This is a genomic window from Sphingomonas sp., assembly GCF_965248875.1.
Lineage (GTDB): Bacteria > Pseudomonadota > Alphaproteobacteria > Sphingomonadales > Sphingomonadaceae > Sphingomonas.
Window position 1 is genome coordinate 28,587 of record NZ_CBDFKR010000003.1, and the last position, 23,112, is coordinate 51,698.

General features: G+C 69.8%; 21 protein-coding genes and 1 pseudogene. 9 read left to right on the top strand and 13 right to left on the bottom strand.

Going from position 1 to position 23,112, the window contains the following annotated elements:
- The first annotated feature begins 55 nt into the window (after nt 1-55).
- The 3 genes from ppdK (at nt 56) to ACP2AD_RS00380 (ending at nt 3,941) form a co-directional block, all read left to right on the top strand.
- Complete coding sequence (gene ppdK / locus ACP2AD_RS00370; RefSeq protein ID WP_425228095.1) at nt 56-2,713, top strand: pyruvate, phosphate dikinase; 2,658 nt, start codon at nt 56-58, stop codon at nt 2,711-2,713.
- Nucleotides 2,714-2,860: 147 nt separating this feature from the next.
- On the top strand, nt 2,861-3,424 hold the full coding sequence (locus ACP2AD_RS00375; RefSeq protein ID WP_425228096.1) for a DUF1214 domain-containing protein: 564 nt from the start codon (nt 2,861-2,863) through the stop codon (nt 3,422-3,424).
- Between the two features lies 1 nt (nt 3,425).
- Nucleotides 3,426-3,941: a DUF1254 domain-containing protein gene (locus tag ACP2AD_RS00380; RefSeq protein WP_425228097.1), complete on the top strand. Its 516-nt coding sequence runs from the start codon at nt 3,426-3,428 to the stop codon at nt 3,939-3,941.
- On the opposite strand, the gene ACP2AD_RS00385 is transcribed toward ACP2AD_RS00380, so the two are convergent.
- From ACP2AD_RS00385 to ACP2AD_RS00420, 8 genes are read right to left on the bottom strand one after another with little or no spacing between them, the layout of a single operon-like run.
- Nucleotides 3,938-4,294, bottom strand: coding sequence for a hypothetical protein (locus tag ACP2AD_RS00385; protein ID WP_425228098.1), 357 nt, complete (start codon nt 4,292-4,294; stop codon nt 3,938-3,940). The two genes, ACP2AD_RS00380 and ACP2AD_RS00385, sit on opposite strands and share 4 nt — an antisense overlap.
- 52 nt (nt 4,295-4,346) lie before the next feature.
- Nucleotides 4,347-5,339: a type II secretion system F family protein gene (locus tag ACP2AD_RS00390; RefSeq protein WP_425228099.1), complete on the bottom strand. Its 993-nt coding sequence runs from the start codon at nt 5,337-5,339 to the stop codon at nt 4,347-4,349.
- Between the two features lie 11 nt (nt 5,340-5,350).
- Entirely contained in the window at nt 5,351-6,319 is a 969-nt protein-coding gene (locus ACP2AD_RS00395) for a type II secretion system F family protein (RefSeq protein WP_425228100.1), read from the bottom strand.
- Nucleotides 6,319-7,593, bottom strand: a complete 1,275-nt coding sequence (locus ACP2AD_RS00400) for an AAA family ATPase (RefSeq protein ID WP_425228101.1) — start codon at nt 7,591-7,593, stop codon at nt 6,319-6,321. The genes ACP2AD_RS00395 and ACP2AD_RS00400 overlap by 1 nt, the downstream gene beginning before the upstream one ends.
- Nucleotide 7,594: 1 nt before the next feature.
- Nucleotides 7,595-8,224: a CpaD family pilus assembly protein gene (locus ACP2AD_RS00405; protein WP_425228102.1), complete on the bottom strand. Its 630-nt coding sequence runs from the start codon at nt 8,222-8,224 to the stop codon at nt 7,595-7,597.
- A gap of 23 nt (nt 8,225-8,247) precedes the next feature.
- The gene (locus ACP2AD_RS00410) at nt 8,248-9,969 is read right to left on the bottom strand and encodes a type II and III secretion system protein family protein (RefSeq protein WP_425228103.1); all 1,722 of its coding nucleotides are present in this window, start codon (nt 9,967-9,969) and stop codon (nt 8,248-8,250) included.
- 3 nt (nt 9,970-9,972) lie between these two features.
- Nucleotides 9,973-11,034 (bottom strand): Flp pilus assembly protein CpaB, encoded by a 1,062-nt coding sequence (gene cpaB, locus ACP2AD_RS00415; RefSeq protein WP_425228104.1) that lies wholly within the window; start codon nt 11,032-11,034, stop codon nt 9,973-9,975.
- Nucleotides 11,035-11,088: 54 nt separating this feature from the next.
- Nucleotides 11,089-11,562 carry an A24 family peptidase gene (locus ACP2AD_RS00420; RefSeq protein WP_425228105.1) on the bottom strand — a complete coding sequence of 158 codons (474 nt, stop codon included), beginning with the start codon at nt 11,560-11,562 and terminating at the stop codon, nt 11,089-11,091.
- Nucleotides 11,563-11,614: 52 nt separating this feature from the next.
- Between ACP2AD_RS00420 and ACP2AD_RS00425 the strand changes: the two genes are divergently transcribed.
- The 3 genes from ACP2AD_RS00425 to ACP2AD_RS00435 are packed head-to-tail and all read left to right on the top strand — an operon-like array spanning nt 11,615 to nt 13,842.
- Entirely contained in the window at nt 11,615-12,556 is a 942-nt protein-coding gene (locus tag ACP2AD_RS00425) for an alpha/beta fold hydrolase (protein ID WP_425228106.1), read from the top strand.
- Nucleotides 12,553-13,644 carry an NAD(P)/FAD-dependent oxidoreductase gene (locus ACP2AD_RS00430; protein ID WP_425228107.1) on the top strand — a complete coding sequence of 364 codons (1,092 nt, stop codon included), beginning with the start codon at nt 12,553-12,555 and terminating at the stop codon, nt 13,642-13,644. The genes ACP2AD_RS00425 and ACP2AD_RS00430 overlap by 4 nt, the downstream gene beginning before the upstream one ends.
- 18 nt (nt 13,645-13,662) lie before the next feature.
- The gene (locus tag ACP2AD_RS00435) at nt 13,663-13,842 is read left to right on the top strand and encodes a YegP family protein (protein WP_425228108.1); all 180 of its coding nucleotides are present in this window, start codon (nt 13,663-13,665) and stop codon (nt 13,840-13,842) included.
- 112 nt (nt 13,843-13,954) lie between these two features.
- Here the strand turns inward: ACP2AD_RS00435 and rnhA are convergent.
- From rnhA to ispH, 3 genes and pseudogenes are all read right to left on the bottom strand, one after another.
- Nucleotides 13,955-14,398: pseudogene (gene rnhA / locus ACP2AD_RS00440) on the bottom strand (ribonuclease HI); the annotation flags it as partial.
- The gene (gene thrB / locus ACP2AD_RS00445) at nt 14,395-15,411 is read right to left on the bottom strand and encodes a homoserine kinase (RefSeq protein WP_425228506.1); all 1,017 of its coding nucleotides are present in this window, start codon (nt 15,409-15,411) and stop codon (nt 14,395-14,397) included. The gene thrB and the pseudogene rnhA, both read right to left, overlap by 4 nt.
- Before the next feature lie 415 nt (nt 15,412-15,826).
- On the bottom strand, nt 15,827-16,759 hold the full coding sequence (gene ispH, locus ACP2AD_RS00450; protein ID WP_425228507.1) for a 4-hydroxy-3-methylbut-2-enyl diphosphate reductase: 933 nt from the start codon (nt 16,757-16,759) through the stop codon (nt 15,827-15,829).
- A gap of 97 nt (nt 16,760-16,856) precedes the next feature.
- On the opposite strand from ispH, the gene ACP2AD_RS00455 reads away from it, so the two are divergent.
- Complete coding sequence (locus ACP2AD_RS00455; RefSeq protein WP_425228109.1) at nt 16,857-17,525, top strand: hypothetical protein; 669 nt, start codon at nt 16,857-16,859, stop codon at nt 17,523-17,525.
- Between the two features lie 228 nt (nt 17,526-17,753).
- On the opposite strand, the gene ACP2AD_RS00460 is transcribed toward ACP2AD_RS00455, so the two are convergent.
- Nucleotides 17,754-19,391, bottom strand: a complete 1,638-nt coding sequence (locus tag ACP2AD_RS00460) for a hypothetical protein (RefSeq protein WP_425228110.1) — start codon at nt 19,389-19,391, stop codon at nt 17,754-17,756.
- A 71-nt stretch (nt 19,392-19,462) separates the two neighbouring features.
- Nucleotides 19,463-21,646, bottom strand: a complete 2,184-nt coding sequence (locus ACP2AD_RS00465; RefSeq protein WP_425228111.1) for a primosomal protein N' — start codon at nt 21,644-21,646, stop codon at nt 19,463-19,465.
- Nucleotides 21,647-21,686: 40 nt separating this feature from the next.
- Here ACP2AD_RS00465 and ACP2AD_RS00470 point away from each other — a divergent pair, with 40 nt between their 5' ends.
- Together ACP2AD_RS00470 and ACP2AD_RS00475 are read left to right on the top strand one after the other, a co-directional pair.
- Nucleotides 21,687-22,127, top strand: coding sequence for a hypothetical protein (locus tag ACP2AD_RS00470; protein WP_425228112.1), 441 nt, complete (start codon nt 21,687-21,689; stop codon nt 22,125-22,127).
- Entirely contained in the window at nt 22,124-23,026 is a 903-nt protein-coding gene (locus ACP2AD_RS00475; protein ID WP_425228113.1) for a tyrosine recombinase XerC, read from the top strand. Before ACP2AD_RS00470 ends, ACP2AD_RS00475 begins: the two co-directional genes overlap by 4 nt.
- Nucleotides 23,027-23,112 lie beyond the last annotated feature (86 nt).

Sequence of the window (23,112 nt, forward strand, 5' to 3'; positions counted from 1 at the left end):
TGGGGTCAACACGGACAACATCGCGCAGGCGCAATGCCGCGCAGGGATACCAGATATGGGATATGTCTACAGGTTCGGCGGCGGCGTCTCGGACGGGGGCAGGGGGGATCGCAACCTGCTCGGCGGCAAGGGTGCGAACCTGGCGGAGATGGCGTCGATCGGCCTGCCGGTGCCGCCGGGGTTCACCATCTCGACGGACTTCTGCGCGGTCTATTATGATGAGGGCCGCAGCTTCCCGCCTGCACTGCGTGCCGAGGTCGCGACCGGCCTCGCCCATATCGAACGGGTGACGGCCAAGCGCTTCGGCGACGCATCCGACCCGCTGCTCGTCTCGGTCCGCTCCGGCGCGCGCGCGTCGATGCCCGGGATGATGGACACCGTCCTCAACCTCGGCCTGAACGACGCCACCGTCGCGGGGCTCGCCGCGGCGTCGGGCGACGAGCGCTTCGCCTGGGACAGCTATCGCCGCTTCATCCAGATGTACGCCGATGTCGTGCTGGAGCTGGATCACGGCGCGTTCGAGGAGGCGCTGGAGATCGCCAAGGAGGACCGCGGCTTCACCCTCGACACCGAGCTGACCGCCGCTCACCTCAAGGCGCTGGTCGCCGACTACAAGACGCTGGTCGAGGCTGAATGGGGCAAGCCCTTCCCGCAGGACCCGCACGACCAGCTGTGGGGCGCGGTCGGCGCGGTCTTTGGCTCGTGGCAATCGGAGCGCGCCAAGGTCTACCGGCGCCTGAACGACATCCCCGCCGACTGGGGCACGGCCGTCAACGTTCAGGCGATGGTGTTCGGCAACATGGGCGATACCAGCGCGACCGGCGTCGCCTTCACCCGCGATCCTTCGACCGGCGCGGACGCCTTTTATGGCGAGTTCCTGATCAACGCGCAGGGCGAGGACGTCGTCGCCGGCATCCGCACGCCGCAATACCTGACCCGCGCCGCGCGCGAGGCCGCCGGCGCCAGACCGGCCTCGATGGAAGAGGCGATGCCCGCGGTCTATGGCGAGCTGGCGCAGGTGTTCGCGACGCTGGAACAGCATTATCGCGACATGCAGGACATCGAGTTCACCGTCGAACGCGGCCATTTGTGGATGCTTCAGACCCGCTCGGGCAAGCGCACCGCCAAGGCGGCGCTCAAGATCGCGGTCGATATGGCCGAAGCCGGGCTCATCACGCGCGAGGAGGCGATCGCCCGCGTCGATCCGGCCGCCCTCGACCAGCTGCTCCACCCGACGCTCGACCCCGGCGCCCCGCGCGACGTCATCGCCAAGGGCCTGCCCGCGTCGCCCGGCGCGGCGTCGGGCGCGGCGGTGTTCGACGCCGACACCGCCGAGAAATGGGCCGCGGAGGGCAAGGCGGTGATCCTGGTCCGCACCGAGACCAGCCCGGAGGACATTCACGGCATGCACGCGGCTCGCGGCATCCTGACCGCGCGCGGCGGCATGACCAGCCATGCCGCGGTGGTCGCGCGCGGGATGGGCCGCCCCTGCGTGTCCGGCGTCGGCAGCCTCGCCATCTCGGCGAAGGACAAGGTGATGCGCGTCGCCGGCCGCGAGGTGAAGGAGGGCGGCCTCCTCACCATCGACGGCGCGACCGGCGAGGTGATGGCGGGTACGGTCCCGACCGTCAGTCCCGAGCTGTCGGGCGATTTCGGCACGCTGATGGGCTGGGCCGATGCGCTGCGGCGGATGAAGGTCCGCACCAACGCCGACACGCCCAACGACGCGCAGACCGCGCGCGACTTCGGCGCGGAGGGCATCGGGCTGTGCCGCACCGAGCATATGTTCTTCGACAATGCGCGGATCACCGCCGTCCGCCAGATGATCCTGGCGTCGGACGAAGCGGGCCGCCGCGCCGCGCTCGACAAGCTGCTGCCCGAACAGCGCGCCGACTTCGCCGCCATCTTCGAGGTAATGGCGGGACTGCCGGTCACCATCCGCCTGCTCGATCCGCCGCTCCACGAGTTCCTGCCGCACGAGGAGGCGGAGTTCGCGGAGGTCGCGCGCGCGTCCGGGCTCGATATCGAGCAGTTGAAGCGCCGCGCCGCCGAACTGCACGAGTTCAATCCGATGCTGGGCCATCGCGGCTGCCGGCTGGGCGTGACCTATCCCGAAATCTACGAGATGCAGGCGCGCGCCATTTTCGAGGCGGCGCTCGACGTCGCCTCGCGCGGCGACGCCCCGGTGCCCGAAGTGATGATCCCGCTGGTCGCCACCCGACGCGAGCTGGAGCTGATGAAGGCGGTGGTCGATCGCGCGGCGCAGGCCGTCTTCGCCGAGCGCGGCGCGACGGTCGACTATCTGGTCGGCACGATGATCGAGCTGCCCCGCGCCGCGCTGAAGGCGGGCGAGATCGCGGCGGCGGCCCAGTTCTTCTCGTTCGGCACCAACGACCTGACCCAGACGACGCTGGGGATCAGCCGCGACGACGCCGGCCGCTTCCTCGGCGCCTATGTGGAGCAGGGCATCTTCGTTAAGGACCCGTTCGTCAGCCTCGATGTCGACGGGGTCGGCGAGCTGGTCAGGCTCGCCGCCGAACGCGGCCGGGCCACGCGCGCCGCGATCAAGCTCGGCATCTGCGGCGAACATGGCGGCGACCCCGCCAGCATCGCCTTTTGCGAGGAGGTCGGCCTGGATTACGTCAGCGCCAGCCCGTACCGCGTCCCGATCGCCCGCCTGGCCGCCGCGCAGGCGGCGTTGGCGAAGGGGTGAGGAAGCAGGTGGCAGGCAGCCGGATTCGCGGGCGCTCATCCCCTCCGAAGGTAAGGGCCCGGTTGCGATGAGATCGGTGACCAGCGCTGTCCTACACCCCCGGGCGGGTGCAGCCGGGCCCGGCCCCGGCGGGGAAGAGAGAAGAACGTGAGCGGCATCTGGCGTTATCTCCTGGCTGTCGCCCTCGGTGTACTCCTGGGTGTCGGCCTCGCCGTGCACAGCGTGCGCGCGGGAGCGTTCGGGTCGAATGTCGCCATCGGCCCGTGGCGGACCGGCCTCGATTTCGGCACCGCGGACGCCAGCGCGCGCACCCGGGCGGTCGTGGCGCTGCGCGGTCTCCTGGCGTTGCCGGCGCGCGAGGCGCGCTATTACACCGCGGCGACCGACGATGCCGGGCAGCTGCTCGACGGCCGCTGCCGTTACCGCATCGCGGGCGGCGCGCTGCCCGGGAAGTGGTGGAGCCTGACCGTCTATGACGCCGACGGCTACCTCGTCGCCAACCCGGCGAATATCTTCTCGGTGGAGAGCGCTGCCGTTGCCGAGCCGCGGTGGCAGATCGTCCTCGCCCCCGCCCGTCAGCCAGGCCACTGGCTGCCAACCGGCGGCCGCGAGCATGTCGAGCTGACGTTGCGCACCTATCTGCCGCCTGACGCCGGCCGCACCAATCCGCCGCAAGCGGGCCTGCCGAGCATCGTCAGGGAGGGCTGCTGACATGCGCCGCTGGCTGCTGCCGCTGCTGGTCGGTCTGGGTGTGACCTTTGTCACCTTTCACCTCGCGCTGGTCGCGACGCCGCGCGTCCTGATGGCGGCAGCGATCAAGCGGGTCGGGCGGGCGGGGATGAACCGCATGACCGCCGGTCCGCTCGCGACCGACAAGGCCCGCGCGATCGTCCGGCCCAGTCCGGATCTTGCTTATTCCAGCTGCCCCTTCGACCTGTCCGCCGGGCCGATCCGCGTCCAAACGCCCGCGCTGCCGTCATCCTATTGGTCGCTGTCGGTGTTCGATGCGCGCACCGATGTCGTCTATGTCCGCAACAATCGCGAAGTCGGCGGCAGGGAGATCGACGTTTTCCTCGCCCGCCCCGGTCAGGTCACGCCGCCGGGCGCGACCGTGGTGCGCGTCGACGGCGCCAGGGGCATCGCGCTGATCCGCATCCTGGTCCAGGACCGCGCTCGCTTCGCAGTCATTGACACCGCGCGCCGCGGCGCTTCTTGCGGACCGGCCTAGCGGCGTTCCTCGACCGGCTGACCGGGGCGGATCACCACCGTCTCGCCCGGGCGGGGCGCCGCGGTCACCACCGAGCTTGCGCCGGCTGCCGGGGTGACGGTGGCCGCGGTCACGGGCGCGGCGGCGGCCAGGCGGGCATGCTCGCGTTCGACCTCTTTCGCGCGTGCGTTGGCTGCGGCGACCGCGGCATCGGCGTCACGGCGATAGGCGGCGTGCGCGTCGCGCTCGGCCGCATAGCGCTCCCGCCACTTGCGCCCGCCGCTGCGGCTGGCCAGCCCGACCAGCCAGCCGGCGACGAAGACCAGCAGCATGATGACGCCGCCGGTGATCGAGAAGAGTTGCAAGGGTTGCATCGGTGCCTCCTGTTACGGGAGCATAACGACCATCGCCCGCCCGGTATCCCGATCAGTGGATCAGCGCGTCCTTGATCGAGCAGGCGGCGGGGCCGAGAATGACCACGAACAGAGTCGGCAGGATGAACAGGATCAGCGGGATGGTCATGATCGCGGGCAGCCGGGCGGCCTTCTCCTCTGCGCGCATCATCCGCTCGTTGCGGAACTCGGCCGACAGCACGCGCAACGCCGACGCCAGCGGGGTGCCGTATTTCTCGGTCTGGATCATGGTCGTGACCACGCCCTTCACCGCGTCCAGGTTGACCCGCATCGCCAGGTTCTCGAACGCCTGACGCCGCTCGGTCAGGAAGCCCAGCTCGATCGCGGTGAGCTGGAACTCGTCGCCCAGCTCCGGATAGGCGCGGCCCAGCTCGCGCGCCACCCGGTGAAAGGCGGCGTCGACCGTCAGTCCCGCCTCAGCGCAGATGACCAGCAGGTCAAGCGCGTCGGGCAGGCCCTTGCGGATCGCGTCCGAGCGCTTCTTGATCTTGTTGTTGAGGAACAGGTCCGGCGTCTTGTAGGCGAGGATGAACACGCCCGCGACCAGCCCGTATTTCTTGATCGGTCCCCAGGCCGGGAAATACTGGTCGATATAGACCAGCCAGATGATGAACGCGCCGAACACGATCGGCAGCACCAGCCGTCCGAAGATGACCGCGACCGCCCATTCCTTCGAACGGATGCCGGCCTGCATCAGCTTCTGCTGCGCGACCTTGACCTGGCTGTCCTGCAGCACCTTCATCGAAGACAGCAGCGACCGCATGCGGTCGGCGGTATCGTTGCGCTGGATCAGCTTGGCGCGGCGCTTGGTGGAGGCGGTGATGCCCGCCTTCAGCTGTTCGCGCCGGTCGTTGAGCGCCTTGACCCGCTTTGCCATCGGGTCGCGCACCGTGGTTGCGGCATAGATCGCGACCAGCACGGCGAAAGCGGCGACGCCGCACAGCAGCGTCGCGACCCACATCACGTCGACGCCGAGCAGCGTGGGATGGCCGATGGGAGGAGTCATGCTGCTCGGCCTCAGATTTCGAAATTGACCATCTTGGCCATGATGAAGGCGCCAAGACCCATCCAGATCAGCCCGCCGATACCGGCGACCATCAGCCGCTGGTCGATGAAGAAGTTCTGCATATATTCGGCATTGATGAACCAGATCAGCGTGAAGACGATGAACGGCAGCGAGCCGACGATATAGGCCGACGCCTTCGATTCCGACGACATCGCGCGGATCTTCAGCTTCATCTGCGACCGCATGCGCAGCACGTTGGCAAGGTTCGCCAGCGTCTCCGCCAGATTGCCGCCGGTCTCGCGCTGGATGGCGATGGTGATGACGAAGAACTGGAACTCGGGCGTGCCGAGCCGATCGGCGGTGTCCTGAAGGGCGGCGTCCATCGACCGGCCGATCTTCATCTTGTCCGACACCATGCGGAACTCCTCGCCGACTGGGCCGTCGACCTCGGCGGCGACGACCTGCATCGTCTCGGAGATCGGCAGGCCGGAGCGCAGGCCGCGGACTAGGAGCTCGATCGCGTCGGGAAACTTGGTCGTGAACTTGTTGACGCGGCGCTTGATGACCTTGCCGACGAACCAGTGCGGCATGCCCGCGCCGATCACCAACCCAGCCAGAATGGCGAACAGGACCGGCAATCCCTTGAAGTGGAGCAGCAACGTCATCACCACGAACAGCCCCGCGGTAACGCCGCCATATTGACCGACGGTCCATGGCTTGCCCGTCATATTCAGCCGCTTCTGGAGCTGCTTGGGATTCGGCAACAGCCGCCCCACCGCCAGGTCCATCCGCGTCGCGCGGTTGGCGCTGATGCGGCGCATCTTCTCTTCGTTGCTGACGCGCACGTCGCCATGCCGTTCACGCACTGCGCCGAGCCGCCGTGTCTGCGCGCGTGACGCCGAGGGGCCCGCAAAGGCGAGCCACAGCAGCAGCATCATCAACGACGCGCTACCGGCGAGGAGGAGGACGGGCAGCGCCATCACTTGGCGGCGCGCTTGCCGATCAGCGCCTTGAGATCGAACTTGCCGACTAGCGAGGCGCCCTTGGGCTTCTTGCCTTCCGCCGGTGCGCTCGCGTCCTCGGCGGCCCCGGCCAGATAATCGGCCAAGGCGACCAGCGGGGCCACCGTCTTGGAGTTTTTCCCCGCTTCCGCGAAAGGCTTGCCCAGCTTGGCCGCCTGCGCCGCCAGCTTCTGGTCGAACGGCACCGCGAAGTCGACGCGGCGCTCGATCGAGCCTTCGAAGTCCTTGCGGCTGATCTCCAGCTGGCCCCCCGCCCCATGCATGCGGTTGACTAGCACCTGAACGCCGGTGTTGGGCGCGTTGCTCTTCATCCACGACAGGAAGCGGATCGTGTCACGCGCCGCCGCCAGCGTCAGATCGGTCACGAGCACCGCCAGCTGCACGTCGCTCAACAGCGCCGGATGCTGGACCAGCATGCCGCGGGGCAGATCGATGACGGTGCACTCGAACGCGCTCCGCATCTCCTCCTGCAGGTGATAAAACGCGCCGCCGTCGGTCAGCAGCGGTGAATTGATCGGTGCCTCGGCCGACAGCACCGCCAGCTTTTCCGACGCCTTGACCATCGCGCGTTCGATGAACAGCCCGTCGATGCGGCTGGGGTTCTCGATCGCATCGGTCAGGCCGCGACCCGGCTCCAGATCGAGTGCCAGTGCGCCGGTGCCGAAATGGATGTCGAGGTCCAGCAGTGCGGTCGAGCGGCCCTCCTTGGCCGACATCAGCCAGGCGAGCGAGGTCGCGACCGTCGATGCGCCGACCCCGCCGCGCGTACCGATCACCGCGATCGCGCAATGCGCGCGCTCGGCGCCGGCTTCGGCCTGACGCGGCGCGTTCAGCATCGCTTGAGCCTGTGTGAAGGATTCGCGCAGCAGATCGGGGTGAAGCGGCTTGAGCAGGTAATCCTGAATGCCCGACGCGACCAGGTCGCGGTACAGGCGGACATCGTTGACCTGCCCCGCGGCGATCACCACCGTGCCGGGCTCGCATACTTCGGCGAGCGCGTTGATGTCGTTGAGCGGATCGCCCGATTCGGCGAGGTCGACGAACAGGATCTGGGGACTCGCCGAAACCGACAGGGTCTGCACCGCGTTGCGCAGCCCGCCCTTGTGGATCTTCTCCACCGACCAGCCGAGTTCGGCGATGACCGGGCGCATGCTCTCCGCCGTCGTGTCGTCGCAGACATAGGCGACGAACGGCTCGCGGGTGCCGGCATTGGGCTTCCATGGTGCGTTCATCTCAATGACCTCCCGTGCCGGGGCTCTGTACCGTGGCGCCGCCGGCGCCCGACGGCGCTGCGCGACGATAGGCGTCGATCGCCTTGGCCGAGCTGCGCGCATCGACCGCCCCCGGACCGGAGCCGTGGACCAAGTCCTCCGGCTGTGCGATCATCGCCGCCAGGCTGGCGTTGACGCCGCAGCCGAAATTGGAAGAGGTGTTCTGGTTGAAGTCGACGCTCGAATCGCGACTCCAATCGGGACAGCCCGGCACGGCCGCATGCGCACGACTGACGACGACGCGGATCGTACCAGGCGCGACCGGGGCGCCGGTGACGGGACGCTCCTCGGACAGCAGCAAGCCATAGGCCGCGACGGTCTGCGCGACATCGGTCCTGACGCCGCCGCGGCCGACGGGATCGTCGATCGTGACCTTGTCGCCATAGCCGAGACGCATGGAACTGAGCCAACCGTCAAGCCGGCCGCGTTCGCCGCCCGCCAGGCCGTCGCCGCCGGCTTGGAGGTCGAGCACGAAATCTTGGCGCGAGACGACGGCCTGGTGGACCGATTCAAGGCCTCGGTTAGTCGTACCCGCACAGGCGCCGAGGCTTAGCGCCGGGATGAACAGGGGGAGGAGAAGCGAACGCTTCATGGGGGCAAGTCCTCTGCGGAAGGTCAATTGGAGAAGCCGGGGGTCGGCCCGGCGCCGCGCCGTGCTGGCGCCACCGGACGTTCGATCGACGCGGCCTGACGCTCGCCCGGCACCGATTGAGGCAGCGGCTGCGGCATGGTGGGCGCGGTCGCGCCGACAGTCGGCGACGGAGCGTTCGGGGTCGACATCGTCGGCACCGGCCGCCGCTGGCCGCTGACGCCGCTGCCGATCTGACCGAGCAGGATGCGGCCGGCATCGGTCGGCGCACGCTCGCCGTCGGTCGGCAGCACGATGTCGCCGGGGTTGTCCACGGGACGGACCAGATACGGCGTGATGACGATCATTAGCTCCGTCTCGCTGCGGCGCCAGCCGTTGGAGCGGAACAAGGCGCCCAGGACCGGAATGTTGCCCAACCCGGGCGTGCCGTCGATCGTGTTCTGGTGATCGTTTTGGAGCAGCCCGCCGATCACCATGCTCTGTCCGGAGCCCAGCTCAAGCGTTGACTCTGCGCGCCGGGTGGTCAGCGCCGGGATCGTGGTGCCGTTGATCTGCACCGCACCCTGCGACGACAGCTGCGACACCTCCGGCTTTACGCGCAAGGAGATGTGGCCGTTCGACAGGACCGTGGCGGTATAGGCCAGGCCGATGCCGTAGGATTTGTACTCGATCGTGATCGCTGAGCCGCCGCCGCCCGGCTGGGCAATCGGGATCGGGATCTCGCCGCCGGCAAGGAAGGTGCAGGTCTCGCCCGAAAGGCAGGTGAGGTTGGGATTTGCGAGCGTTGACACCTGGCCGATCGTCTCGCCCAAGTCCAAGCTGCCGAGCAGATCGAGACCGAGGACCCTGGTCAGCGCACCCAGCGTGGTGCGCTGGCCGCCGGGCGTGATGGCGGTACCCGGAATGGTCCCTGCGCACTGACCTGCAGACGAGACGGGCGGCAGACACCGGGATGCGGTCGAGCCGATCCCGAGTGGACCGCCCAGCGCATTGAACTGGTTGGTCTGGGAGCGGCCGGAGCCGACCCCGAACTGAAAGCCGCTGGTGCCGTCCAGCGTGGTCAAGTTGGTCCCGACGTTCTTGGCGAAGCTGCGGCTGACTTCGGCGATGCGGACCTGCAGATTGACCTGTAGCGGCGTCGCGGCCTTGAGCCGGTTGATCACCTGGATACGCAGCCCGGTCGCGCTGCTGGGGTCGACGCCGGGGTTCAGCATCGACGTCACCAGCCGCTGCGCTTCGGCTGCATCTTCGGGGGTGGAGACGGTGCCGGTCAGCACCGCGATCTGTCCCGCGGTGACGACGCGGATGTTGGCCTCTGGCATTGCGAGCCGCAGCATCGCGTCGACCGAGGTCAGGTTCTGCGCGACGCGGACATTGGTCGCATAGATGACCGTGCCGCCTGCCCCGGTGGCGAAGATGGTGGTCTCGCCAGCACCCTTTCCGAACAGATGGATCTGGCGCGGGTTGCTGACATAGACGTCCGCGGCATCCGGATTGGACACCCACACGTCCGACACGGTGGCTGGCAGCGTGATCAGCTCGCCCTGACCGATCGAGAGGAGAACCTCCGTCGTCGGGCGCTGTACGCCCGGAGGCTGCTGGGCGAGATGGCGGCTGACCGGACCGGCCGCCCGGCGGACCGGGGCGTGCGGGCGGTGGGGGGCGCCGGCGGAGGTCGCCGGCCCTGCCACCAGCACGGTCGCGACGGTCGCAGCCAACAGGTGACGTGTCATGTGGAAGCTACGCATGGTTCAGTTCCCCCCGACCGGGACGGGTGTGGTGGCGTTGCCGCGCGTGATCCGCACGACGGGGCCGACAGAGGCAGGTGCGCCGCCAGGAAAGCTGGGCGCCATGCCCGCACCGGGTCCGCCCGGCATGGGAGCGGCCGGCACCGCGCCGAACGATCCCGGCGCCCCCGCACCCTTGCCGGGCACCGTGCGACGCTGAAAGCGCGAGACGTCGGCGCCCGTGGCGAAGGTCGAGTTACCGCTGGCAGGCTGCGTCGCGAGCTGCATCATCATTGCGTGCTCGGCCTGCGGTGTGCTGCCGTCGGGCACGTGCACGGCGCCCGATGCGATCGCCTGCTCCAGTTCCGTCGAATTGTCGGCGATCGAGCGCAGCGACAGGGAGATCTGTCCCAGGGTCTGCGCGACCGCGATCTGCTCCGCGATGTGCGGGGTGGATTCGACCGTGACGGTGGAGAAGGTCTTGACGACCGTCTTGCCGTCCTCGCCGACGACATTGTCGGTGCGCTGATCGGTGGCGAGCACGCGCAGGTTGCGCACGATCGTCTCCGACACCTTTAGCGGGGGCCCATCACCGCCGCCGATGACCGACTGGGTCAGCACCAGGTCGATGCGATCGCCCGGAAAGACGAAGCCCGCTACCGCCGCCTGCGCCGACACCGGCACCGTCACGGCGCGCATGCCCGGCCCAAGTGCCGCGGCGAGGAACCCGCGATCGCCGGGCCGCACCAAAGCGCCCTGCGTCAACGGTTGGCCCGCGGTGATGGCGGTGCGAACGACCGTGCCCTGCAGCGACTGGACGTTGGTCCCGGCACGGAGGAAATAGGCATTGTCGACCAGCTCGTGCGGCCACGGCTTGAACTGCAGCGCGGTTGCATCGATGATCGTGCCCACCGGCAGCGCCCTGGTGGCGACCAGGACTTCCGGGCCGTCGACCGACGCGGCCGCCATGCCAGATGCGTTCGCCTGCGGCGCAGCGCCGCCGGCCAGCAGCGACCTCGCGAAAAATGCCGTGAGCGCCGCTACCATCAGCGCGCCCACCAGAAGGATGACTTTACGACTATCCATGTCTCACTCGTGCCTTTCCGCAGGACGGCAGCGGGGTTGATGCGCGGTTAAGCATCACGCCAATTGGTTAAATATCGGTTCGCGAAGAGCGAGCAGGCCGGCGAAAGCGATCGCCACGCCATAGGGTATCTCCAGCGCCCCGCTTTTGCGGTGCAGCCGCCGCTCGACCATCATGATCAGCGTTACCGCGCCGCCCGCCAGCGACATCACCATCAGCAGCCGCAGAAACGGCGCAAAGGGCAGCCACAGCGCCAGCGCCGCGATCAGCTTGACGTCGCCGCCCCCCATCGCGCCGGCCGCGAACAGCCCGGCAAAGGCGGCCAAGGCGGCGGCGGCCAGCAGGAGCTGGAGCGGGACGTCGGGCCACAGCGCATAGCCGGTCGCCCACCACCAGGCGGGTGCCAGCAGCGCGATCGCGGCGTTGAGACCGTTGGCGATGGTCCGCTGCCGCGCATCTTCGACACCCGCCGCTAGCAGCAGCAGGGCGAGCACGGCCAGCAAAGCCAGCGGCAAGACGCTTTCCCCCATGCAATCGGGTCTAGACGCGGCGCCTTTCCAAAACGTAACCGCGCTGGCGACCATGCCGGCTGTCCCGCTCCTGCCCGATCGCCTGCCCGCGGCCGCGCGGCTGAGCCGCTGGCGCGCGCTCGATGGCTGGGAGCATCGCCGCTTCGACTGGGCGGCCGAGCCCGTGCGCGGATCGGTGCTGCTGCAGGGCGGGCGTGCCGATGTGATCGAGAAATATCTCGACCTGGCTGCGCACCTCCATGATCGCGGCTGGACCGTCACGTCGTTCGACTGGCGCGGGCAGGGCGGGTCGGGCCGGCTGGGCATCGGCGACGCCGGCCATGTCGCGGGGTTCGCGGCGTTCGAAGACGATCTCGCCGCCTTCTGGGATGCATGGGCGCAGGAAGCGCCGGGACCGCACGTCGTCGTCGCGCATTCGATGGGCGCGCATTTGGTGCTGCGCGCGCTGGCGGCGGGGCGGATCGCTCCCGCCGCGGTCGTGCTCAGCGCGCCGATGGTGCAGGTGCGCTCGCCGCTGGGACAGCGCGGCGGGTTTGCGTTCGCGCGCTGGATGTGCCGGACCGGCGCGCCGCGCCGCGCCGCCTGGGCGATGCCCGACCACCCCGCCGCGGTCGAGCAGCGGCTGCGGCGGCTGACGGTCGACACAGCGCGCGGCCAGGACGGCCGCTGGTGGGAGGCGGACGGCGCGCTGAGGCTGGGCGCGCCGAGCTGGGGCTGGGTCGCGCAAGCATTCCTCTCTGGCGCGGCGTTGCTCCGGGACGGGCGGCTGGCGACGGTCGTGACACCGATCTTGTTCCTTGTGCCGGAGCACGACCAGCTCGTCGATCCGAGGGCCGCGCTCAAGATCGCGGCGCGGATGCCGACGGCGGAAGTGGTGCGCTTCGGACCAGAATCGGGGCATGAGGTGTTGCGCGAGGGCGCGGCGGTGCGCGACCGCGCGTTCGCGGCCATCGACCGGCTGCTCGAACGGGTCGGGGAACGGGGGAACGCATGAGCCGGTACGACTACGCGATCGTCGGCGCGGGGATCGTCGGGGCGACGCTCGCCGCCGCGATCGGCGATCGCGCCAGTGTCCTGCTCCTTGAGGCGGAGGACCAGCCGGGCTATCACTCGACCGGACGCTCGGCGGCCTTCTGGTCGGAAACCTATGGCGGGCCGGCAATCCAGCCGCTGACCGCGGCATCGACCGCGGCGTTCCAGGCGGGTGGGTTCCTGGAGCCGCTGGGCTCGCTCCATATCGGCCGGGCCGAGGACGAGGGCGCGATCGACGCCTTCCTGGCCGCCTTCGCCGACACCGGCGTGGTGCTGGAGCGGGTCGATCCGGCGCGGTTCGTACCGGGGCTGCGGGCGGACTGGGTGCATGGCGTCTACGAGCCGAGCTGCGCCTATATCGACGTGGGCGGGCTGCACGCCGCGGCGCTCAAGGCGGCCAAGCAGGCCGGTGCGGTGCTGGCGACGCGGGCCGGGCTGACGCGGGCCGAGCGGCGCGGCGACGGCTGGCTACTTACCACCACCGCGGGTGACTTCACCGCGGGCGTGCTGGTCGACGCGGCGGGGGCCTGGGCCGATCAGGTTGCCGCGTTGGCAGAGGTGACGCCGCTCGGCATTCAGCCCTATCGCCGCACCGTCGTGCAGCTGCGCACCGAACCGCCCCCGCCGGAGGGCATGGCGCATATCGCCGACATAGCCGGGCGCTTCTACTTCAAGCCCGAAGCAGGCGGCCGGCTGTGGCTGTCGCCCCATGACGAGACGCCGGTCGACCCGCACGATACCGCGCCCGAGGAGCTGGACGTCGCGGTCGCCATCGACCGGTTCGAGCACGTCGTCGACTGGCGCGTCGCGGCGGTCGAGCGGCGCTGGGCGGGGCTGCGGTCGTTCGCGCCCGACCGGCTGCCGGTCTATGGCTACGACCCCGACGTGCCGTCCTTCTTCTGGGCGGCGGGGCAGGGCGGCTTCGGCATCCAGACCGCGCCTGCGGCTGCGGCGCTGGCCGCGACACTGCTGCTCGGGAACGGCGCCCTGCCGGCGGGGGTGGATGCGAGCCGCTATGCACCTGGCCGATTTCAGCGTAACATAGGTTAAACGACGAGGGAGACCGTCATGGCGCACAAGTTCACGATCAAGAAGAACAAGGCCGGCGAGTTTGTCGCCCGCTTCGTCTATAACAGCGAGACGATCTTCTGGACGGAAGGCTATTCGAGCAAGACCTCGGCGCGCAACGCGATCGCCTCGGTGCTGAAGAACGGCCCCGGCGCGGCGATCGAAGAGATCGACGACTGATCCTTTATCCCCTCCTCTGCAGGGGAGGGGTTGGGGTGGGGGTTGGTCTCGGAGCGGACGGCTTGGGGCCAGCCCCAATCCCCAGCCCCTTCCCTAAAGGGGAGGGGTGAGACTTGCCTGCCACCTTCGCCGCGTCGCTCGCCAGTCTGTCCGCCCGTTCGTTCTCCGGGTGGCCGGCATGGCCCTTGACCCAGGTCCATTCGACGCGATGCCGCGCCGACGCCTCCAGCAGCGCCTGCCACAGCTCGGCGTTCTTGACCGGCTTCTTGTCGGCGGTGCGCCAGCCGTTCTTCCGCCAGCCGTGGATCCACTTGGTCAGCCCGTCCATCACATAGCGGCTGTCGGTCGACACCGTGACGCGGCAGGGTTTGGTCAGCGCATTGAGCGCTTCGATCGCAGCGGTCAGCTCCATGCGATTGTTGGTCGTCGCCGCCTCGCCGCCCGACAGCTCCTTTTCAGTGGCGCCGCGACGAAGCAGCACGCCCCAGCCGCCGGGGCCGGGATTGCCCTTGCACGCGCCATCGGTGAACGCCTCGACATGGGGGAGCTCGGTCATGCAAAGGCCGCCGTGCAGTTGTCGTGGTCGTCGTACCAGTCGAGCCGGCGGACATAGGCGAGCGGATCCTTGCGCGTGACCAGCGCGTCAGCTGGGGTGTTGAGCCAGTCCCATGCGCGAGTCAGCGCGAAGCGGAGGCATGCGCCCTTCGCGAGCACCCACAGCGCACGGCGCTCGGCCTCTGAAAGCGGAAAGGCAGCAGTGTAGCCGTCAACCAGCGCGCGTCCGACGGCCGGCGCAAGGGGGCCCCCGAAGGCGTCGAACGCCCAGGCGGTGTGCGTAACCGCCAGATCATAGGCTCGCACATCGGTGCAGGCGAAGTAAAAGTCGATCAAACCCGACACGTCGTTGCCCCGCATCAGGACGTTGTCGGGAAAAAGATCAGCGTGGATCGCGCCGATCGGCAGGTCCGTGATCCCCGATCCTGCCGACGCTCGATCGCCCCAGCCCTGCGGCCAGAAGGCCAACACCTCGTCGAGCGCCAGCCCCAGGCGGCGGTCGAGCCCCGGCGCGATCCGGTCCAGACCGCCTCCGCAGCGGTCGAGCAGCGGTTGCCAGCTGTTGACGCCAAGGCTGTTCGGCCGTTCCGGCGCGAAATCGGCCAGCGCGGCATGCATCCGTCCTAGTGCCTCACCCGCGGCCCACGCCTGCGCCGGTGTCGGGTGCGACAGCGAGACCCCCGGCAGGAACTTGATGAGGCATGCCGGGCGCCCTTCCAGCTGCTGGATCGCTTTTCCGCTGCGATCCTTGATCGCAGGCGGCACCGGCAGGCCCTTGGCGTCGAGATGGTCGAGCAGCGCCATGAAGAAGGGCAGGTCGTCCGCCGCGACGCGCTTTTCGTAAAGCGTCAGGATGTAGCGGCCGCCTTCACCCTTTGGGCCTGTGGTGTCGACGAGATAGTTGGAGTTCTCCACCCCCTCGGCGATACCCTTGGCGCTGACCAGCTCGCCGACGTCGTAGCGGGTGAGGAACGCGGCCAGCGATTCGGCGGAGACGTGGGTGTAGACGGCCATGTCAGGGCCGCGGAAGTTGTTGAACTTGCCGCAAGCCGCGGCCATTCTCGCGCCGAAGTCGACGAACTTCACGCAAAGGCGACCGGTCGCGCGATGCCTCCCCGACGCCGCTGACGCGCGGCGCATCGTGGTGGGGGTGATGGGCAGCGCCGGACACGAGCCGGGGGTAGCGGGATGGGCGCGTGTAGGACAGTCCTCGCCACGACAATCGTTGCCTGTTCCCTCCTGCTCGAGACGTTTCCTGCACCCCCGCGGCGGCGGGTGCTTAGACAGACCACGTCCGGGAAGTAGCGGTCGGGACTCAACGACGGCAAAGCAGCCCGCCGCGGCGAAGCCCCGTCGTCGGACGGGTGCTGGCGCGACCCGCCGGCCGGGCTGCCCCGTCTCGCGTCCAGCATCGCTGGGCGCGCGCGGGCTACGCCGCCGCCTCCAGCCCTCGCGGCAGCTTGAAGGCGATGGTCTCCCGCGTCGTCTCGACCTCGCGCTCCGTCACCGCGAAGCGCTCCGCCAGCCGGTTGACCAGCTCGCGCACCAGCAGCTCCGGCGCCGACGCACCCGCGGTGATGCCCAGCGTCCCGACGCCGTCGAGGAAGCTCCAGTCGAGGTCGCTCGCACGTTGGATCAGGCGGGCGGGGATGCCCTCGCGCTCCGCGACCTCGACCAGCCGCACCGAGTTGGACGAATTGGGGGCGCCGATCACCAGCATCGCGTCGCACTGCGCCGCGATCGCCTTGACCGCAGCCTGGCGGTTCGACGTCGCGTAGCAGATGTCCTCGCCCTTGGGCGCCTGGATCAACGGGAAACGCCGCGCCAGCACCGCGACGACCGCCGCGGTATCGTCGACCGACAGCGTCGTCTGGGTCAGGAAAGCGAGGTTGTCGGGATCGGCGGGTGCGAACGCTTCCGCCCCCGCAACGTCCTCGATCAGCGACATCGACCCGGCGGGGACCTGACCGAAGGTGCCGATCACCTCCGGATGCCCGGCATGGCCGATAAAGACGATGTGCTTGCCCATCGCGACCAGCCGCTCGGCCTGGCGATGCACCTTGCTGACCAGCGGGCAGGTCGCGTCGAGATAGTCGAGACCGCGGTGCTGTGCCGCGGCCGGCACCGATTTGGGCACGCCGTGCGCGGAGAAGACCACCGGCTTGCCGTCGGGCACCTGGTCCAGCTCCTCGACGAACACCGCGCCCTGCGCCTTGAGGCCATCGACGACGAACCGGTTGTGGACGATCTCGTGCCGGACGAAGACGGGGGCGCTGTGCTTTTCCAGCGCCAGCTCGACAATGCGGATGGCGCGGTCGACCCCGGCGCAGAAGCCGCGCGGCGCGGCGATCAGCAGCGCCATCGGGGGCTTGGTCGCCGGATCAGACAGGGGCTCGGTCACGGGCGCGCCTCTACGCGATTGCTTGCGCGGGCGGAAGGCGGTTCCTATGGCGGCGGCGATGGCGAAGGAGTGGCCCCAAGTGCGCGTATCGATGATCGGGGCGGCGGCGCTCCTGGGCGGCGCCCTGCTGCTGGGCGGCTGCTCCGGCCGCGGCGAGCTGGACGAGACCGGCGGTGTCAGCGCGGTGCGCTCCGCCTGCCCGCAGGTGGGCGTGCCCGCCGCGACCGGCGACGTCACGCTGTTCGACCCGGCCGGGAGCCGCGACGCCTCGGCGATCGATCTGGTCGCGTACATGACCAACGTGCGCTCGACCTGCGGCGACGCGGGCGATCAGATCGTCACCAACGTCACCTTCGACGTGGCGGCGCGTCGGACGCGGACGGACACGCCGCGCGACCTCGACCTGCGTTATTTCATCACGGTGGTGCGCGGCGGCAGCGCAGTGGTGGCGAAGCGGATCGGGACGGTGCACCTGCATTTCGACGCGGGGGCCGCGCGGGCGCAGGTGGCGGGCAGCGCATCGACGACAATCGCGCGGGCGGCGGCGACCCTGCCCGATGCGGTGCGCCAGCAACTGACGCGGCGGCGGCGTGCGGGCGAGGAGGATGCGGCCGTCGATCCGCTTGCCCAGCCGGACGTTCGCCAGGCGGTGCTGCGGTCGACCTTCGAGGCGCTGGTCGGGTTCCAGCTGACCGACGAGCAGCTACGCTACAACGCGACGCGCTGATCGCACGCGAATGGCGCGACGCGCTGTTCGCGAGACGAGCGAACGCGGCCGCGTGGCCCGTCGGCGAGCCCGTCCGACGTGAGGACTTGGCTTTGCCGCTGCGTCTTGCGCGGCTTTCAACGATCTGCTCGCCAGAGCAGGGCATCGGCAACCGGCTCGTCGCGCCATCCGGAGGTTACGCACGGCGCACCTCGCCGGCAGCGGCGCTACCGCCGTGCGCGCTGCGCCTTAGGCATGGTTCCTCGCCTTGGCCCGGTCCGCATCCGCCTTGGTCTCGATCTCGGTGATCGCCGCTAGCGCCGCCGCCGCGTTGCCGCCGTCGATCGCGGTCAGCACCTTGAGGAAGTTCTTGCCCTGATCGCCCAAATCGGCGCGGTAGGCGATCGGCGCGATTGCCGCGCGGGCTTCGCGGAGCTTGCCCTGCGTGAGCAGCACCTTGGTTGCGTCGAAGCGCGCGTCGAGCGAGTGCGGCGCCAGCGCATAGGCATAAATCACGCCGTTCAACGCGCCCGCCGAGGGGGTCTGATGCGGCACCCGGAAGCTCTCATAATAGGTCAGCAGCGGCTCGGGGTCTTCGGTATCCGCCCGGTTCGCCCGGATGAACCATGACCTGACCGATCGCCAGGTCGGATCGTCGGTCTTGTGCTGGGCCTCGGCCACCCCCTGTTCGGCCATGCCGCGGTATAGCAGGGCGTGCACCGAATGCGGATCGACCGCGATGGCGCGATCGGCGGCGGCCATGGCGCGTTGCAGGCCCGGCACCGCGTTCGCCTCCGCCCCGGTCGAGGCGACGTCATACTCTGCCTCGGCGAGCTCGTTCAGCGTCGCGGCGTCGTTGGGAAAGGCGTTCGCCGCCTGCTGGGCCATCGCCAGCACCTGCGGCGCCGTGGTCTTGCCGACGCCGCTCTTGGAGCGGATCAACGCAGGCATCGCCGCCGCTTCGGCGGCAGACAGCGCGCGCACCGCCACCCGGTCGATCTGCAGCTGGTCCGCGGGCATGGTCAGCGAGGGTAGCTGCGCGCGGCGGCCATAGGCGTTCATCCGGCCGTCCAGCGAGCCGACATCGCCAAGCACGGCCGCGGCTTCGTCGATGGTCTTGCCGGAATTGACGGCAGCGACATAGGCGGCCAGCTCGTTGCGCCGCGCCGGGTCAAAAGTGAGATAATGGGTCAGCAGCCAGCCGCGACCATACAGCGTCGCTGCCTGGCGCTCGTCGAGCCGATCGACCCGCCCGCGGAGCAGCATCGAGGCGGGCACCACGCCCGAATCCATGCTGTTCTGCCGGTAGGTCGGGACCGCGCCAAAGGTGACGCTGCCGTCGGACCGGAAGATCGCGGTCGCGTGCAGCTCGGCATTGCCTTCGGTGTACCAAGCCGGAAAGGCGGCATCGACCCAGTTGGTCAGCATCCAATGATGGGTATATTCGTGGAACATCACCGCTTGCGAGGTGAAACCGAAGTCGCGGCCCTCGCCGGTATTGCGCGGCATGAACGCGACTGCGTGGATGTTCGGCTCGTAGTAGCCCGCGATCCGGTCGTTGTGCGCGATGCGCTGCACTTCATCGACCGAGTCCAGCATGAACACGGTGACGCGGCTGGCGGCGCCGCGATTGTCCTCGGGCGTGCCGTGAAGGACGCGGATCGCCTTGTCGAAATGCTCCAGCTTGGCGGCGTACTGGCCGACATGCTGGGGCGTGTCCCGCATGTAGACGACGAAGTGCCTGGAGGTTGCAACCTGCCAGCCGACCGCGTTGCTGCGCGCGCCGGTGACGACCACATCGTGATCATAGACTTCCTGCGCGCCCGCCCAGCTCGCCGCCGACCCAACCAGCGCCGCCGCAATCAGCGCCAAGCTCTTGCGAAACATGCGTAAACCCCCGTCCCGACTCTTGTCCTATGTTAGGCACGCTACCGTCATGCGCGGCCGGGCTCAAGCGTCTACAGGAAGGAATAGGGGTCGACGTCGACGGTCACCCGCACCTTCGCGGGCCAGCTGAGCGCGTGAAGCCAGTCGCGGATCACGTCCTGGACGTCCAGCGCGCGCCGGGCGTGGACGAGGAGGCGGTAGCGGTGGCGTCCGCGCAGCATGGCGAGCGGGGCGGGGGCGGGGCCGTAGCTGTGCATGCCCTCGACACGCGGCGCGGCGCGGCCGATCAGCTGCGCCGTCTCGTGTGCGCACGCCTGATCCTCCGACGACACGACGATCGCGGCGTAGCGACCAAAAGGCGGGGCGCCCGCCTCCTGCCGGGACTCGGTCTCTGCCGCGTAGAAAGCGTCGGCGTCGCCCGTCACCAGCGCCCGCATCACCTGCGCGCCGGGCGAATGCGTCTGGATGAAGACCCGCCCAGGCTTCTCTCCCCGGCCGGCGCGGCCCGACACCTGCCTGATCTGCTGAAAGGTGCGCTCGGCCGCGCGCAGGTCGCCGCCTTCCAGCCCCAGATCCGCGTCGACGCAGCCAACCAGCGTCAGGTTGGGGAAGTGATAGCCCTTGGTCACCAGCTGCGTGCCGACCACGACATCGATGTCGCCCGCCTCCATCCGCGCCACGAACTCGGCGGCGCGGGCGGGCGACCAGATCGTGTCGCTGGTCACTACCGCAACCTTCGCGGCGGGGAACAGCGCCGTCACCTCGTCGGCAATCCGCTCGACCCCGGGACCGCAGGCGACGAGCGATTCCTCGCCCTTGCATTCGGGGCACAGCCGCGGCGTCGGCTCGGCATGCCCGCAATGGTGACAGGCGAGGCGGCGCGTCAGCCGGTGCTCGACCATCCAGGCGCTGCAGTTCGGGCATTGGAAGCGGTGCCCGCAGGTCCGGCACAATGTCAGCGGCGCATAGCCGCGGCGGTTGAGGAACAGCAGCACCTGCTCGCGCCGCTCCAGCGTCTCTGCCATCGCAGCGACCAGCCGGGGCGCGAGCCAGCGGCCGCGTTCGGGCGGTTCGGCGAGGAGGTCGATCGCCGCGATCTCCGGCATTTCCGCCGCCCCGTGGCGCTCGGGCAGCCGGACCTCGGCATAGCGGCCCAGCGTCACCTGCTGGCGCGTCTCGATCGCGGGGGTGGCGGAGGCGAGGATGACGGGGCAGCCCTCGAACTTGCCCCGCATCACCGCGACGTCGCGGGCGTGATAGTGGACGCCCTCCTCCTGCTTGAAGCTGGTTTCGTGCGCCTCGTCGACGACGATCAGGCCGAGATCGGCATAGGGCAGGAACAAGGCCGAGCGGGCGCCGACCACGACGCGCGCCTCGCCCGACGCGATCGCGCGCCAGGCGCGGCGGCGCTGGGTCGAGCGCAGGCCGGAGTGCCACGCGACGGGCGCGCAGCCGAAGCGCGCGTCGAACCGCTGGAGGAAGGGCTCGGTCAGCGCGATCTCGGGCAGGAGGACGAGGCATTGGCGGCCCCCTTCCGATCCTTGGGCGCGCAGCGCGGCGGCGACGGCCTCGAAATAGACCTCGGTCTTGCCCGAGCCGGTGACGCCGTCGAGCAGGGTGGGCGCGAAGGTGCGGGCGTCGACATCGGCGACCAGCTGCGCCGCCGCCGCGGCCTGGGCGGGCGACAGCGCGGGGGGCGCGTGGTCCGGGTCGGGAACGGGATAGGGGCTGTCGATATCGACCTCGACCGCCTCGATCGCCCCGCATTTGACGAGGCCGCGGATGACGCCGTCGCTGACACCCGCGATCGTGGCGAGTTCGCGGATCAGGCCCTGGCGATCGCCGATGCGTGCCAGCGCCTGCTCCCGCTGCGGGGTGAGGCGGTCGGGCTGGTCGCCGGTGGCGCGATACTCCACCACCAGCCGCGCGCCCTCCAGCGCTGAGGTGCTGGCGAGCGTCATGCGCAGCACGGCGGCGGGCGGGGCGAGGTAATAATCCGCGGTCCACTCGATCAGCCGGCGCAGGGCTGCGCGGATCGGCGGGACATCGGCGACCGCGAGCAGCGGCCGCAGCCGGTTGTCGCCGACCTCGGCCGCCGACGGCAGATGCTCGGGTTCCCAAACCGCACCCAGCAGCTGGCGCGGCCCCAGCGGCGCGACGACGATCGAGCCGGGCTCGACCTGCATCCCCGGGGGCACGCGATAGTCGAGTGGGCCGAGGGCCGAGTTGAGGACCAGGACGCGGGCGCGGGACATCGTGATCGCGCTCATATAAGAGAGGGGGTGGAGGACGGGAATGACGCCGGACGAGCAGCTCGATCAGTTCATCGACCGCTTCACGCCCGCCGTCGCGGCTGACGCGCGCGCGGCGCTGGCGATGGTGACGGCGGCGCTGCCGGGCGCGCTGCGGCTGGTCTATGATAATTACAACGCGCTCGCGATCGGCTTCGGGCCCAATGAGAAGGCGCGCGCCATCACCTGTTCGGTGGCGGTGTATCCGCGCTGGGTCAGCCTGTTCCTGGCGAACGGGCCGACCCTGCCCGATCCGGATGGCCTGCTCGAAGGGACGGGAGGAACCGTCCGGCACGTCAAGCTTGACGCCGCGCGCATGGCGAGCCCGGCGGTCGCGGCGCTGATCGCGGCGGCCGCCGCCAGCGTCGAGACGCCGATCGACCCGCAGGGCGAGGCCCGGACCATCATCAAGTCGGTCTCCGCCAAGCAGCGGCCGCGGCGTTGACCGATCTGCCCGCCGCCTATGCCCAGCATCTCGCGCGCGATCGGCGGCGGTCGGTGCATACGGTGCGGGCGTATCAGGCGACGGCGGAGCGGCTGCTCGGCTTCCTGCAGGCGCATTGGGGGGAGGCGGTGGATGCCGCCGCGCTGGGCAAGGTTTCCGCCGCCGATCTGCGCGCCTTCCTCGCCGCGCGACGGGCGGAGGGGCTGGGCAATGCGTCGGCGGCGCGCGAGCTGTCGGCGGTGCGGGGGTTCCTGGCCTGGGCGTTGAAGGATTCAGGGGTCGAGGCGCCGCGGCTGCGCGGCCCGCGGGTCAAGAAGGGGGTGCCGCGGCCGGTCTCGCCCGCCGATGCCGTCGCGCTCGCCGAGGAGGTGGCGGACGACGCCGCGCAGCCCTGGATCGCCGCGCGCGACTGGGCGGTGCTGCTGCTCCTCTATGGCGCGGGGCTGCGGATCGGCGAGGCCATGGCGCTGCCGGCACGGGTGCTGCCGCTGGGCGAGACGCTGAGCGTCATCGGCAAGCGCGACAAGACGCGGGTGGTGCCGTTGCTGCCCGCGATCCGCACCGCGATCGAAGCCTATGTGGCGGCGACCCCCTGGCCGGTCCGGGGCGACGCGCCGCTGTTCCGCGGGGCGAAGGGCGGGCCGCTGGCGGCGGCGGTGGTGCGGCGGTCGGTGCGCGCGGCGCGGGGGCGGCTCGGCCTGGGCGAGCGGACGACGCCGCACGCGCTGCGCCATTCCTTCGCGACGCATCTGTTGGGCCGCGGCGCGGACCTGCGCGCGCTGCAGGAGCTGCTGGGGCATGCCAGCCTGGGGTCGACGCAGATCTATACGGCGGTCGACGCCGCGCTTCTGATGGACGTGTACCGGAACGCGCATCCCCGCGCCGGAAGTAGAGGCTAAGTAGAGGCATGATCGTGTCCGCGCTTTTCCGCTAAGTCACTGACTTGGATCGAGTTGGCTGCGTATCCCGCCCGCGGGTCTGTAGG

Bases quoted from the DNA above. Each gene is read 5' to 3' on its own strand.
- ACP2AD_RS00385 (WP_425228098.1), bottom strand. From the start codon at position 4,294: ATGCAACCCTTGCAACTCTTCTCGATCACCGGCGGCGTCATCATGCTG.
- ACP2AD_RS00470 (WP_425228112.1), top strand. From the start codon at position 21,687: ATGACGCCGGACGAGCAGCTCGATCAGTTCATCGACCGCTTCACGCCC.
- ACP2AD_RS00380 (WP_425228097.1), top strand. From the start codon at position 3,426: ATGCGCCGCTGGCTGCTGCCGCTGCTGGTCGGTCTGGGTGTGACCTTT.
- ACP2AD_RS00455 (WP_425228109.1), top strand. From the start codon at position 16,857: ATGGCGAAGGAGTGGCCCCAAGTGCGCGTATCGATGATCGGGGCGGCG.
- ACP2AD_RS00425 (WP_425228106.1), top strand. From the start codon at position 11,615: ATGCCGGCTGTCCCGCTCCTGCCCGATCGCCTGCCCGCGGCCGCGCGG.
- ACP2AD_RS00405 (WP_425228102.1), bottom strand. From the start codon at position 8,224: ATGAAGCGTTCGCTTCTCCTCCCCCTGTTCATCCCGGCGCTAAGCCTC.
- ACP2AD_RS00410 (WP_425228103.1), bottom strand. From the start codon at position 9,969: ATGCGTAGCTTCCACATGACACGTCACCTGTTGGCTGCGACCGTCGCG.
- ACP2AD_RS00395 (WP_425228100.1), bottom strand. From the start codon at position 6,319: ATGGCGCTGCCCGTCCTCCTCCTCGCCGGTAGCGCGTCGTTGATGATG.
- ACP2AD_RS00400 (WP_425228101.1), bottom strand. From the start codon at position 7,593: ATGAACGCACCATGGAAGCCCAATGCCGGCACCCGCGAGCCGTTCGTC.
- cpaB (WP_425228104.1), bottom strand. From the start codon at position 11,034: ATGGATAGTCGTAAAGTCATCCTTCTGGTGGGCGCGCTGATGGTAGCG.
- ACP2AD_RS00460 (WP_425228110.1), bottom strand. From the start codon at position 19,391: ATGTTTCGCAAGAGCTTGGCGCTGATTGCGGCGGCGCTGGTTGGGTCG.
- ppdK (WP_425228095.1), top strand. From the start codon at position 56: ATGGGATATGTCTACAGGTTCGGCGGCGGCGTCTCGGACGGGGGCAGG.
- ACP2AD_RS00465 (WP_425228111.1), bottom strand. From the start codon at position 21,646: ATGTCCCGCGCCCGCGTCCTGGTCCTCAACTCGGCCCTCGGCCCACTC.
- ACP2AD_RS00420 (WP_425228105.1), bottom strand. From the start codon at position 11,562: ATGGGGGAAAGCGTCTTGCCGCTGGCTTTGCTGGCCGTGCTCGCCCTG.
- ispH (WP_425228507.1), bottom strand. From the start codon at position 16,759: ATGGCGCTGCTGATCGCCGCGCCGCGCGGCTTCTGCGCCGGGGTCGAC.
- ACP2AD_RS00390 (WP_425228099.1), bottom strand. From the start codon at position 5,339: ATGACTCCTCCCATCGGCCATCCCACGCTGCTCGGCGTCGACGTGATG.
- ACP2AD_RS00430 (WP_425228107.1), top strand. From the start codon at position 12,553: ATGAGCCGGTACGACTACGCGATCGTCGGCGCGGGGATCGTCGGGGCG.
- ACP2AD_RS00435 (WP_425228108.1), top strand. From the start codon at position 13,663: ATGGCGCACAAGTTCACGATCAAGAAGAACAAGGCCGGCGAGTTTGTC.
- thrB (WP_425228506.1), bottom strand. From the start codon at position 15,411: ATGGCCGTCTACACCCACGTCTCCGCCGAATCGCTGGCCGCGTTCCTC.